Annotated in this window: 8 protein-coding genes; all 8 read left to right on the top strand. The window is 38.7% G+C overall.

Annotation, left to right across the window (positions count from 1 at the left end):
- Positions 1-46 precede the first annotated feature (46 nt).
- The 8 genes from KV40_RS02125 to KV40_RS02090 all read left to right on the top strand — a co-directional run bounded on the left by KV40_RS02125 (position 47) and on the right by KV40_RS02090 (position 13,923).
- The gene (locus KV40_RS02125) at positions 47-976 is read left to right on the top strand and encodes a Sll0314/Alr1548 family TPR repeat-containing protein (RefSeq protein WP_036477551.1); all 930 of its coding nucleotides are present in this window, start codon (positions 47-49) and stop codon (positions 974-976) included.
- A gap of 82 nt (positions 977-1,058) precedes the next feature.
- Positions 1,059-1,568: a pentapeptide repeat-containing protein gene (locus KV40_RS02120; RefSeq protein WP_036477549.1), complete on the top strand. Its 510-nt coding sequence runs from the start codon at positions 1,059-1,061 to the stop codon at positions 1,566-1,568.
- Between the two features lie 547 nt (positions 1,569-2,115).
- A complete protein-coding gene (locus tag KV40_RS02115) occupies positions 2,116-3,306 on the top strand; it encodes a response regulator (protein ID WP_052055273.1) in 1,191 nt (396 codons plus the stop codon).
- A 261-nt stretch (positions 3,307-3,567) separates the two neighbouring features.
- Positions 3,568-4,779: a response regulator gene (locus KV40_RS02110; RefSeq protein ID WP_052055272.1), complete on the top strand. Its 1,212-nt coding sequence runs from the start codon at positions 3,568-3,570 to the stop codon at positions 4,777-4,779.
- 97 nt (positions 4,780-4,876) lie between these two features.
- Positions 4,877-5,242 carry a response regulator transcription factor gene (locus KV40_RS02105; RefSeq protein ID WP_036477545.1) on the top strand — a complete coding sequence of 122 codons (366 nt, stop codon included), beginning with the start codon at positions 4,877-4,879 and terminating at the stop codon, positions 5,240-5,242.
- A gap of 24 nt (positions 5,243-5,266) precedes the next feature.
- The gene (locus KV40_RS02100; RefSeq protein ID WP_036477543.1) at positions 5,267-5,848 is read left to right on the top strand and encodes a chemotaxis protein CheW; all 582 of its coding nucleotides are present in this window, start codon (positions 5,267-5,269) and stop codon (positions 5,846-5,848) included.
- Positions 5,849-5,907: 59 nt separating this feature from the next.
- Entirely contained in the window at positions 5,908-10,386 is a 4,479-nt protein-coding gene (locus tag KV40_RS02095; protein WP_052055271.1) for a GAF domain-containing protein, read from the top strand.
- Positions 10,387-10,500: 114 nt separating this feature from the next.
- Positions 10,501-13,923, top strand: coding sequence for a response regulator (locus KV40_RS02090; RefSeq protein WP_036477540.1), 3,423 nt, complete (start codon positions 10,501-10,503; stop codon positions 13,921-13,923).
- The last annotated feature ends 135 nt before the right edge of the window (positions 13,924-14,058 follow it).

Below are 14,058 nucleotides of genomic sequence, written 5' to 3'. Positions count from 1 at the left end.
ATTGAATCGTCAAAGTATTGAAAAACTCAACAGATAGATTAGATTAATGGAAAATCAAAGTAAATCGATTTGGAAAAATCTTTTCTTTGCTTTATCTCTAGCAGTAGGATCTCTATTATCCTTAGATAATAGTCTCGCTCTAGCTGCCGATCCTTTTAGAGAACAAAACGTCCGTGAGATCGGCGAACTGACAGAATCTGCATTTAAAACGGTTTTTTTACGAGGAAACTATCTAACAGTCGAAGAACAACTAGACTTAGCAGAAACCGAAGAAACCAACGAACCTTTGATTTATGCTATGCAGGCTTCGTTGGCATATACCAAAGAGGACTGGACGAGTTTGCAGCAATACGCTCTAAAGACTTTAGAAACTGCCAGTGCGATCGGCTCTGAAGATCCTCTACGCAGCAATCTTTATCTAGCAGTAGGACATTTTCTTAATGGAGCATATCTCTATCACGAACAAGGAGCTATTGCTGCCATCGATAAGCTACAGATGGTATTTAAATATCTCGATCGCGCTGAAGATATCGACCGCGACGATCCCGAACTAAACTTGATTAAAGGCTATATGGATTTACTATTGGCAGTAAATCTTCCCTTTTCCAGTCCCGAACAGGCGATCGCTCGTTTTGAAACCTATGCCGCACCCAATTATTTAGTAAACAGAGGTATAGCCGTTGCCTATCGCGATTTAAAACAATACCAGCGTGCTTTAGAATACGCCAACAAAGCCTTAGAAATCGCTCCTGAAAATCCAGAACATTATTATCTTAAAGGACAAATTTTACGCCAAATTGGTAAAGAGCAAAGCAATATTACCGTTCTTGAAGAAGCGTTAGAAAATTTTGCCATAGCTGCCGACTATTCCGAACAGCTACCAGAATCGGTAATCGAACCTCTAGAAAGAGAAATTCGGCAAACTCAAGAAAAAATTGCCGAAATTGAAACTGAATCTGCTAGGAAATTCCCTTAAAGATTTAAATATTAGTAACGACAAAAAAACGCGATCGCTGTTTTAAGATAATTATTATTCAAAACGACTAACTTTAAAAAATATGTTTTTAACTATTCGATATTTACTAAGCTTACTCTTGGTAGTGGCGATCGCAATAATCTGGCTATTGCTCGATGCTCGTCCTGCTCTAGCTCAAGAAAATACGGTTAACTATACTTATAGCGAAATACGCCATCGCGACTTTTCTCATAAATATTTAGTAGGCGCGGTGTTTGCTGCTGCTGATGCGCGAGGCAGCACTTTTGAAGGCTCTGATGTCAGCAATTCAATTTTGACCAAAGCAACTTTTATCAATACCAATCTATCAGGAGCTAATTTTACTAGCTCTCTAATGGATCGAGTAGCTTTAGATAATTCAAACTTAACTAACACTATCTTTCGCGAAGCTGTAGCTACAAGTACCTCTTTTGACGGTACTACTATTGATGGTGCAGATTTTACTAACGCAATTTTAGACCGCTACCAAATATATCTTCTCTGTAAAAGAGCGGATGGTGTCAATCCCACAACGGGAGTATCTACAAGAGATAGTTTAGGATGCAAAAACTAAGTTGACTATTCGATCTCATTTTCAAAAGTCAATTTAAATACTAAGAAAGCTGTAAGCTATGAAACTTAGAAAATAAAAAAAGACTGGGAGATTGGGAGAAAAAGGGACTGAGTAATTTTTCTACGAATAAACTTCCTCTCCGTCCCCTCGTTACACCATCACTTTTCAAGAGTATGTTTTAAAAATTCGATCGCGCTATCGATAGAGAATTAAGGAACCAGGAAAATGAGGAGATATTTAAACCAAATTTTTGTATTTTTTTTAAAGCATACAATTTTGTAAAAATACTCTTTTAAAAAATGGTATTAATTACAGCTTCTCTAAGTATAATTATGGAAATTTAGATATAACTTTTTTAATAAAGTATTTATTTAAGTAAATTTTCTATTATTGTTCGGTTATTTACAGTATAAAATGATGCCCGCTAACAAATAATATTAATGCTGTTGTATTGTTAGAATAAATTTTCTGTAAAATTCAAAAAATATAGATCTTTAAGAAATGTTAAGTGCTATAAAAGATTTAAAACTGTAGTTTATAAAATGCCATGAATCAGATGCAGAGTGAATTTTCACATCAGTTAATAGATCTCAGCCAACAACAATTTACGGGCAAAATTATCGTACAGTTCGACCCAAAAACTACTTGGTATATATATTTATGTTTGGGAAGACTGGTTTGGTGCGATGGCGGAATTCATTCCAATCGATCTTGGAAAAGACTGACTGATAAATATTGCTCTCAAGTAAACTGGAACGAACTGAAACTAGAAAATCTTGAAACTTTTGAGCGTATAAATTATTGCATTCTAAATTTTTTAATTCAAAAACAACTAATTAAACCCGAAACGGCAACTGAAATTGTTAGAGTCAAAGCTATAGAAAACTTATTCGATCTATTACAGTTAGAAACCCAACAAAGTTTAAAAATTAGCACTGAGGTCACTTCAGCTTCTACTTTTTTGGTTTCAGCTTCGACAAGGTCAATTTCTTTGGTAAGTATTGAAGAGCTTATTAATGAAGCCGAACGAGATTGGCAAAATTGGCAGCAAATAGGACTTAAAAATGTATCTCCTAATTTAGCTCCTACCATACACAACTCAGAAAAGCTAAAAGAGGAAGTATCGCCAGACATCTATCAGAATTTTCACAAACTATTAGATGGCAAAAGAACACTTAGGGATTTGAGTTATCTAATGGGCAGACCAGTAAGCAAGCTAGCAGTTTCTCTACTCCCCTACATTCGTCAAGAGTTGCTAGCTTTGCAAAAAGTCAAAGACATCAATCCCCCTCAGTACAATTCAAAAACCGCAGCTTCGGCAGCAGTTCCTTCTAGTACTTCTATTGCTCCACTTATTGCCTGCATAGACGATAGCCCACAAATTTGCAAAATTATGGAGCAAATTATTACCAAACAGGGCTACCGCTTTGTTAGTATTCAAGAATCTTTACAAGCATTGCCAACGTTAATTAAAGTTAATCCCCAGCTAATTTTTTTAGATATTGGAATGCCCGTAGTAAATGGCTACGAAGTTTGTTTGCAAATTAAAAAAGTTTCTAAACTACAAGACATTCCTGTAGTCTTTTTAACTGGCAACGATGGTATTGTAGACCGCGTGAGAGCAAAAGTTACAGGCGCATCAGATTTTTTGAGTAAACCTATAGAAATAAGTAAGATTAATAACGTTATTGAAAAATATTTGACTCAGGAAATAGCCTATGGTACAAAAACAAACTAATACATAGCAGCTAAAAAACTTATAGTTTGAACCTTTTTATATTGTTTTCGGTGTATTTACTATTTGCATTCGCTCGCTTCATCTTTAGAATAGTAAATATTACTAAAGTTACGTTGTCTAAAACTTTTAGTTGATAGTTTTAATGCGTCAACCATTTTGGTGTAAATGTTTCGCTGTTTGAAAAGCAAGTCGTTTACAGATTATCTGTATTAATATTGAATTGTCACCGAGGATTGCAAAAAACATAATCCTTAATTCGTCATGAATCAAGTTCAAGGTAAATTTTATCATCAATTAATTTATCTCAAACAAAAACAGTTTACTGGTAAAATCATCGTACAGTTTGAGCAAATAACAACATGGTATATCTGTTTGCGTTTGGGACGCTTAGTTTGGACTAGTGGCGGCATACATCCCAATCGCGCCTGGAAAAGAGCTATTGATAAATACTGCCCTCATGTCAACTGGAAAGAACTCGAAGTAAAAAATTTTAACGAGAATGAATGTCCAAATTATTCAATTTTAAAATTTTTGTTTGAAAAACAATTAATTGATAAAGAAAATGCCAGCGAACTAATAAAAATAAGAGCAATTGAATGTTTATTTGATATACTACAAATCGAAAGCAAAAGATCTCTAAAAATTTCGCTCGAACCTAAGTCTGCTTCTTCATTTCTAGTCTCAACTACATCAAGATCGGTTGCTTTAATCGACATTGAAGATACTCTTAATACCGCCCTACAAACTTGGCTAAAGTGGCAGCAAAAAGGACTTGCAGATTGGTCGCCAAATTTAGCTCCTATGATGAATAAACAGAATGAGCTACGCGAAGAAGTATCGGGTATTGTCTACCAAAATTTCTTAAGATTGTTAGATGGTCGACAAACTTTAAGAGATTTGAGCTATCGAATGGACAAAGAGGTACATAAGCTCTCTTATACTTTAGTTCCTTATATTAAACAGGGTCTTTTAACTTTACTGGAAGTAAAAGATATCGAACCTCCCAGACATATGACCCAGCTATCTACTCGGCAGCAGCAAAATGATAGCAACGTTCCATTAATTGCTTGTGTTGATGATAGTCCTCAAATCTGTAAAATCATGGAACAGATTATTACCAAGCAAGGATATCGCTTTATCAGTATTCAAGAACCATTACAGGCTTTGCCTGCTTTAATCAAAGATAATCCCAGCCTGATTTTTTTAGACATCGGCATGCCCGTAGTCAACGGTTATGAAATTTGTGCTCAAGTTAGAAGAGTTTCCAAACTTAAAAATACTCCTATAATCTTTTTAACTGGCAATGATGGTATTGTCGATCGCATGAGAGCCAAAGTTGTTGGGGCAGATGCTTTTGTTGCCAAACCTATAGAAATAGAAAAAATCATCGCTGCTATAGAAAAAAATTTAAAAACTTCATCTAAAGTTAATAAATTTATAGCTTCTAACAACTCAAGCTTAGTAACAGAGTAAAAGTTTTAATTTGTGTAAATTCACCAGTTAGTTTCATAAAGTTTTGGGGAACTCTAAAGCTAACAGTATTGCTATTTTTTAGAGGAATAATTTAATCATGAGTAAAGTCATGGTAGTTGATGATAGTTTGACCGATCGCAGAGTAATAACTACTTATTTAGAACAAATGGGATTAACGGTACTCGATGTAAATAGTGCCGAAGAAGCAATGGAAAAATTGAGTCAATATCAGCCCAGTTTAATTGTTTTAGATGTGGTAATGGGTGGTAAAAGTGGTTTTGAAATGTGCCGCAGTCTTAAAGCAGATATCGATACTAAAAAAATTCCCGTTATTCTCTGTTCTTCTAAGTCTACAGAAGCCGATAAAATTTGGGGCGATGTAGTTGGTGCAGATGCTTATATTGCCAAACCCGTAAACCGCGATGAACTAATTGATAAAGTTCAACAGCTGATTACTGCTTAAATAAAGATATTTTCAAAAGTTAATATGTTAGGTTCATCCACATCTGACTCACTGTCATTTAGCCTTGCTACAAAAGCAACTAACTTTTCCCAACCAGTTCGTAAATATTTGCAATTTAAGTTGGGTGAAAAGCGAACTCAATCTTTAGCTGCTTCAGGTGATATCGCTTTATTAGAAGCAAAACTTGTTACTGAAGTAATAACTGTTTCTACAGACGATATTTTGCCCGTTCCGCAGATGTTTTACTGTATTTTGGGAACTTATAGCTGGCGCAGCGAAATGCTTTGGATTGTAGATTTAGAAAATCTTTTGGGTTATCCTCCCTCACTAGATTCAGACGCAGAAAAACGTGAATTATTAGTTATGGTGGTCGAAGATCGAGGACAGTCTATTGGTTTTGTTGTCCCAAAAATTGATAATTTAGTCGAATATGAAACAGAACAGTTTAAGTTACCTTCTTCGGAATTATTTTCAGCCGAAGTAATACCTTTTCTGCAAGGTTATTTTACTAACACCAATAATCAAATAATTATGTCCATTGATGCCAGAGAAATTTTTAATTTTTTCTCAATGAAGACTGAATTCAACTACTCTTATCGTAGCTAAAATACAGAATTAATTTAAACACTAAAACTCAAAAATTAAATTATTTACTAGTAGAAATTATGGATTTATCAACTACACTACACACTGAAAATTCATCCGAAACTAACCTGGAAAATGGTAGTCAATCGAGTGCCAATCCTTCTAAAACTGAAATCGTTCAAAAAATCAAAAAAAATCTTTTCAAGCAAGAGCGCGAACGCCTTTGGAAAGTGCTCCAACGAATTCGTCAGTCAAAAGATTCCAACAGTCTTTTAAACAACACTACTAAAGCGATACAGAGCGAACTAAAAGCCGATCGCGTTGTTATCTATCGTTTTGATGACGAAAGCAACGGTCAGATAGTAGCAGAAGCATTAACTTCGGGATGGACTCCTGCTTTAGAGCAAACCATACCTGGAAATTGTTTTGGAGGTCAATCGGTAGCAGACTATCAGAGTAAAGGCTATGTAGCGATCGCCAACGTTGCCAGCAGTAGCTTGACCCCGTACCAAAAACAGTTACTCGAAGGATTTCAAATAAAATCTTCATTAGCCGTTCCTATAGTATTCGATTCCTTTTTGCCCGACAATGCCAATACTGCTACTAATGTTTGGGGTTTATTGGTCGTTCAACAGTGCAGCCAACCGCGCCAATGGCAGGAAGACGAAATCAATTTGTTAGATCGCTTGAGTATCGAACTATCTCGCGCCTTGCAGCCTCCATTACCTAAATTACAGTCAGGATCGGAAGATTTGGTAGGAATTATCGATCGTGAAATTCATCACACGATGCAGCGTATGCTGCACGAGATTCGCCAGTCTATGAAAGCCGATCGAGTACTAATTTATGGTTTCAATCCTGACTGGAGTGGGGAAGTATTAGCCGAGTCAGTAGATTCTCAGTGGACAAAAGCTGGTGATTCTTTTAACAAAGATTGTTTTATCACCACTGAAAATCACAAACCCTACTACGTGGTTAACAATATCGATGCACAAAATGTCGCTCCCTGTTTGAAAGAATCTGTTGCAGCTTTACAGGCAAAAGCTTACATTGCTGTTTCGGTTAAAGCTGGCGATCGCTTAATGGGCATACTTACCGTTTACCAAAATTCGGAACCTCGTAATTGGCAACCAGCAGAAATCGAGCAGATGCAAAAATATGCCGAGCGATTTAGTCATCCCCTCAAGCAAATTAGCTCTACTCGTCACCTGAAATTTCAGGCTAAAAAATTCGAGCAATTTTCGCAACAAGATTTTTTAACCTCAATCAACAATGAAGCTAGAGAGCAAATGCAGAATTTGCTAGACAAAGTTCGCGCTTCGATGAAACTAGATCGAGCCGCTGTCTTTGGCTTCAATCCCGACTGGAGTGGGAAAGTCTTGGCTGAATCCTTTGGTTCTAGCTGGAATCCTATGGGTTCGGTATTAGATAAAGACTTTCATTTTAAAGGCGGAGAATTTGAGTCGTACTACATTGCCAACGATGTCCAATCTAAAGGACTAGCACGTGCGGTATTAGAAAAATTCGAGCAAATGCAGGCAAGAGCCTATATCGTAGTTCCAATCCATGCCAATAACCAGCTTTTGGGAGTGCTAGGCGTTTATCAAAACTCTGGTTCTCGTAACTGGCAAGAATCCGATGTCAAGCAAGTAAAAGAGTTTGCCGCTCGCCTCGTTTTACCGCTACAGCAAACATCTTATTTGCGAAACATAGAATTTCAAAGTCAGCAGATGGATGAGACTTTTAAACGCGAAAAAAGTCTATCTAAAATCTTGGAAAAAGTCAGATTGGCTAAAGAAGAAAAAGCAGCCTTTCAAATTGCTACTACCGAAGGTAGAAAAATCCTCGATGTCGATCGCGTAGCGATTTATCGCTTTAATGAAGATTATAGTGGTAATTTTATTGCCGAATCTGTCGCTCCTGGATGGACTAGCCTGTTAGATACGGTTCCATTTATCGAAGATACTTTCCTGCAAAATACCAAAGGCGGTCGCTACAAGAATGGTGAGTGCTTTAGCGTTGAAGATATTTATCTTACCGATCATAAAGCCTGTCACATCGAACTACTAGAACAGATGGAAGCGAGAGCTTATGTTATCGCTCCTGTCTTCCTTAGCGACAGCAATATGTTTGCTAGCAAAAAACTCTGGGGTTTGATTGCCGTCTATCAAAATACGGGAGCGCGTCGCTGGCAAAACTACGAAGTAGAAACCGTCAGACAGTTGGGTTTACAAGTAGGTATTGCCATCCAGCAAATTAGCTATCTCGATCGCTTTAAAAAACAGGCAGAACAGGAAAAAGCCAGCAATCGCATTATCGAGCGGATTCGTAAGGCGCAGGATATCGATGAAATTTTTAAAGTTGCTACCGATGAAATGCGCCACGTCCTCAAAACCGATCGCGCCATCGTCTATCAATTTAACCAAGACTGGAGCGGACAGGTAATAGCAGAATCGGTTGCTGGTGGCTGGGTATCTTTACTGGTAGAACAGCAAGAAGATAAAGTCCTTAGCGGCAACCGTACTCAAAACGATCGCTGTATCTTAAGAAAATGGGCAGTTGACGATATTACCGACACCGATACTTATTTCGAGCGTACCAGAGGTGGTAAATATGCCAAAGGTAAAAAATTTACTGCCGTCGATGATATTTACAAGCAAAAATTTCCCGACTGCTATATTTCTTCCTTAGAAAAATATCAGGCAAGAGCCTATATAATCGCACCCATTTTTCAAGGAGAAGAGCTTTGGGGACTATTGGGAGTCTATCAAAACTCTGGAACTCGCACTTGGGAAGAATCTGAAACCGAACAAATGATTCAGATTGCCAGTCAGCTAGCTGTAGCTCTCCAGCAAGCAGAGTATATAAATAAGCTCAAACAGCAAGCAAAAGAACAGGCGATCGCTGCTGAGCGTGCCAAAACTACTACAGATCTAATCGATAAAATCAGACAATCTCAAAATATCGATTCGATCTTTAAAGTTACCACCAAAGAAGTACGCAAAGTTTTACAAGCCGACCGCTGTATCGTCTATCAGTTTGAAGAAGACTGGAGCGGACAGGTAGTAGCCGAATCTGTCGCTGGTGATTGGGTATCGCTACTGGTAGAGCAAAAAAGTGGCGGCGAACTAGAAGAAGTCGTTCGGGATGCTCGCGTCAAAAACGACCGGTGTATCCTCAGAAAGTGGGGGACTAAGGATATTACCGTCACCGATACTTATTTTGAAGATACCAGAGAAGGTAATAAATACGCTCAAGGTCAAAAGTTTACTGCCGTAGACGATATCTACACCCAAGGCTTTCCCGACTGCTATGTCGAGTCCTTAGAAAAATATCAGGCAAGAGCTTATATTCTCGTCCCTATCTTTCAGGGAGAGAAGCTTTGGGGACTATTAGGTATTTACCAAAATTCGGGTACTCGTGCTTGGCAAAAAACAGAAACTCAGTTAATGGTGCAAATTGCCAATCAGCTAGCAGTCGCTCTCCAGCAAGCCACTTATTTAGACCGCATTCAAGCCCAATCAGCAGAACTCGAAGCAACTATCAAACGTGAGAGAGCCGCTAAAGAAGAACTGCAAAAACAGGCAGTAGAAATGCTACGGACAGTAAGACCTGCATTTACTGGCGATTTAACCGTTCGCGCTCAGGTAACAGAAAACGAAATTGGTACGATCGCTGGAGCTTATAATACTACACTCGATTCTCTAAAAGGAATTGTCATGCAGGTGCAGGAAGCTGCCGCTCAGGTCGCTCAAACTACTAGTTCTAGTAGTAATGCTGTAGATGGTCTATCCTTGCAATCTCAAAAACAGTTGCAGGAGCTAAACCAGGCATTAAGTCGCGTCCAGGCAATGATCGATGCATCGACTGTTACTACCAACAATGCTCAAAGAGTAGAAATGGCGATCGAACAGGCAGATCGTACCGTCCAAGCTGGCGATGCGGCAATGAATGACACGGTAGACAGTATTGTTAGTCTGCGGCAAACCGTAGCCGAAGCGGGTAAGCGAGTTAAAAGCTTGAGCGATTCTTCGCAAAAAATCTCTAAGGTAGTCAGTCTCATCGGTACTTTTGCCACTCAAACCAACCTGTTAGCACTAAACGCTGCCCTGGAAGCTACTAGAGCGGGCGAATACGGTAAAGGGTTTGCCGTAGTAGCCGATGAAGTAAGAAATTTGTCGCTTCAGTCGAGCGAAGCTACTACCGAAATTGAAAAACTTGTTAGAGAAATTCAAGAGGAAACTCAAGAGGTAGCGGCAGCAATGGAAGCTGGAGTCGTACAGGTAGCAGAGGGAACCGATCTAGTTACTACCACTCGCAAGAGTTTGAACGAAATCGTTACCGCTACTGCCGAAATTCGTACTTTGGTTAGAGGAATTACTTCTGCGGCTAATGCCCAAACTCAAGAAGCAGAATCGGTAACTGCGGTTATGGGGCAAGTAGCAGAAATTGCTAACGAAACTACCCAGGATTCCAGTAAAATTTCGGCTTCGTTCCAACAGCTAGAACAACTGGCACAAAATTTACAAGCCAGCGTTTCTCAGTTCAAAGTCAAGTAGAAGTCTGAATTTTTTGGCTGAATTTCTGGAACGGATTGAGAATATCCGTTTCAGAAGTCATCTTTTTTATGTTTAAACAGCAGTTACAGTTATATCTAAGAGAACTCTCCGACGATGATTACCGATCCTAGTATTCGCGACCAAGCCTATCAGTATTTTTTAGAAGAAGCTCCAGAACTATTGCAAACCATTGAAGAAGAATTATTGGCTATTAATGACGAACTTTCCGACCTCAACGAACGACCGAGGAGAGTTAATAAGTTGATGCGAGCTACCCACACTCTTAAAGGAGGAGCGGCAAATGTGGGTTTGGAAACCATCAAAACCGTAGCTCATTCAATGGAAGATGTTTTTAAAGCCCTATACAATAAAGAATTAGTAATCGATAACGAAACCAGAAAATTACTCTATGAAAGTTTAGACTGCTTGCGAATTCCTCTAACCGCTGAATTTAGTCAGGCTCCTATAGACCGCGATGAAATCTTAGACCGAACCGCAACAGTTTTTACCGAATTACAAGATAAATTTGGCGATTATCTCAGCGATCAGGATGCTTTTCCTACCTCCGAAGAATTGGGATTAGATGTGGTCGAATCTTTCTTTCAAGCAGTTATTCCCGAACGGATTCAAGAACTGTCTGTAGCTTTAGCCAGCAACGACAATAAAGAGATTGCCGAAACTCTGCGCTCTCAAGCAGAAATTTTTCTCGGTCTGGCAGAATCTCTCAATCTTTTGGGACTTGCTGAAATCTCTCAAACTATTATTACCGCGATCGATACTAATCCTCACCAAGCTGCGGCAATTACCGAAGCAGCGATCGCCAATTTAGAACTAGCGCAAAAACAGGTTATGGAAGGCGATCGCGAGCGTGGTGGCGAACCCATTCCCGAATTGCAAAAATTTGTCTCTACTTTGGATGCTTCCGCAATTGATGAGTCGGAAGCGATATCGACGGTTGAAGTGGAAGAATCCGAATCTCTTAGTGGAATTTGGGGCATCGGCGCAGAAGCGGAATCGACAGAGACAGCAGAAGCAATTACTACTGAAGCTGATGAGGAAAAAGACACAGAATCTCTTAGTGGAATTTGGAGCATCGGCGCAGAAGACGAATCGACAGAGACAGCAGAAGCAATTACTACTGAAGCTGATGAGGAAAAAGACACAGAATCTCTTAGTGGAATTTGGAGCATCGGCGCAGAAGACGAATCGACAGAGACAGCAGAAGCAATTACTGCTGAAGCTGATGAAGAAGACACAGAATTTCTCAGTGGAATTTGGGGCATCGGCGCAGAAGACGAATCGACAGAGACAGCAGAAGCGACGACGATTGAAAACCAAGAGGAAGACTCCGATCTCAGCCAGATTTGGGGCATGAGCGAAGAAGTTACAGAAGTAACTACTAACGAAACTCGAAAAGATTCTACTAAAGAAGATTCCGAGCGAGCAGCAGAAAAAGCAATTGTGCCTTCAGAAGTCTCAGTTCCTGCGGTCGCAGAAAACTCTCAAATATCTAAATCTAAAACGGCAAACAGATACGGCAGCTTTTCCTCTCCAGGACACCAAAAACCCAAACAACAACCTGCTGTAAATCAGACCGTTAGGGTTAATTTAGAATCTTTAGAAAGACTAAACGATCTAGTTGGTGAATTGTTAATCGATCGCAATAAAAGCGTTCTTAAAGACGAACAGATTCATTATTTAGTTCGAGAGTTAATAAATAAAATCAATCATAACGAAAAAGTAATCGAGCAGCTTATCGGTCTTATTGATGAAGCTCAACTTTCTTCACATCAAAAAGAAATTTTAAAAGATTTGCCTGAAAAATTACAGCTATTAACCGATGCTTCAAACATAGAAGAACGAAAAAACATTAATATATCAAAAGTCGAAAATCAAAATGATTTAAGTAAGCTATTAGAATCTGCTCAAACTAGCAACTATGAAATAATCGACTTAGCAGAAAAAATTAAAACCCATAATAAGCAAGCAAAACTAGATGCCCAAAAACAACAAAGAATGTTGTTAAATATGCGAGATGAGTTGATTGAAACTAGAATGTCGCCAGTAGGCAGACTGTTCAATCGCTTTCCTCGCTTGCTACAGCAGCTATCAATTACTCATAGTAAAAAAACCGAATTAAGTATTAGCGGCAGTCATATTTTAATTGACAAAACAATTGAAGAAAAACTATACGATCCCTTATTACATTTGGTTCGTAATTCCTTCGATCATGGTTTGGAAAGTAACGAACATCGCGTCCAAATGGGCAAACCAGAAACTGGAACTATATTTTTGAGAGCTTACTATCAAGGCAGCCAAACTATTATCGAAGTAGGTGATGATGGCGGTGGAATCAATATTGAAAAAATCAAACAAAAAGGTATTGACAAAAAACTTATTACCCCACAAGAAGCTAATAGTTTGTCTCCATCGCAACTACTAGAGATCTTGTTTGAGCCAGGATTTTCTACTGCCGATAAACTCAGCGATTTATCTGGCAGAGGCGTGGGATTGGATGTAGTGCGATCGCAAATTGAAGCCATGAATGGCACCATATCAATTGAGTCCATTCCCCAACAGGGAACTACTTTCGCGCTGCAAATTCCTCTAACTCTAACTATCGCCAAACTAATGCTGACTAAAGCCGCAGGTATGACCTATGCTTTGTTAATTGATGCGATCGAAAGAATCGTAATTCCTAACAATTCGCAAGTGCAAATGTTTGAAGGACAGAAAGTTTTACATTGGCACACTGAATCTGGTACGGATATGATTCCCGTACGACAGCTTTCTAGTTTGATTGAATATCCTAGAACGATTGCTCAAAGGAAACCTTCTGAATCTAGACTTGACAATCCTATTTTATTGCTGCGCCGACAGGGAGGTTTAATCGGTTTAGAAGTCGATGAAGTTTTAGGTGAACAAGAATTAGTTATTAGACCTTTAGGTAGTGCGATTATTCCTCCTAGTTACATTTATGGCTGTAGCGTTCTCAAAGACAGCAGTTTGACATTAGTCATCGACGGGGCAGCTTTACTCAGAGATGCACAGTCCAAAAAAGATCTTGTTACTCAAAAAGCATTTCTAGCCGATGTTAATTTTCAAGCTTTGCCTGGCAATTCAGAGACCCCGCAACTGCTTCCCGAAGCCTCTTCACTGGCAAAAACTCTGTTAGTAGTTGATGATTCGAGCAGCTTGCGTAAAACTATTGCTATGTCTTTAGAAAAAATCAGCCAGGAAGTAATTCAGGCTGATAATGGAATTAATGCTCTTAGTAAATTGCAAAAATCCAGTGAAGTCGAACTGATCGTTTGCGATCTCGAAATGCCTTTGATGAATGGATTTCAATTTTTGCAGGCTTTGAGCCAAAATTCTAATCTTAAAGATATTCCCGTAATTATTTTAACTTCTAGAGATAGCGAAAAACATCGAAAATTAGCTTTACAATTGGGGGCTGTAGCATATTTAGTTAAGCCTTGTGCCGAACCAGAATTGTTTGCAACCATTAATAATATTCTCGCACAAAAGTCTAAATAAGAATAGTAAGTAGTTTTGTTTGAGGCAGGGGCAAAAATTCCATCGATCTTTTCCCTGCTTTTTGCCCACAATTACCATTTCTTTTGTAGATACACTTAGTTAGTAGACCTGTATTGAAAATAGATAATAGCGAAA

It is taken from the genome of Myxosarcina sp. GI1 (assembly GCF_000756305.1).
GTDB lineage: Bacteria > Cyanobacteriota > Cyanobacteriia > Cyanobacteriales > Xenococcaceae > Myxosarcina.
Note: the sequence above shows the minus strand (reverse complement) of the source record. Positions and strands in the feature narration are given on the sequence as shown.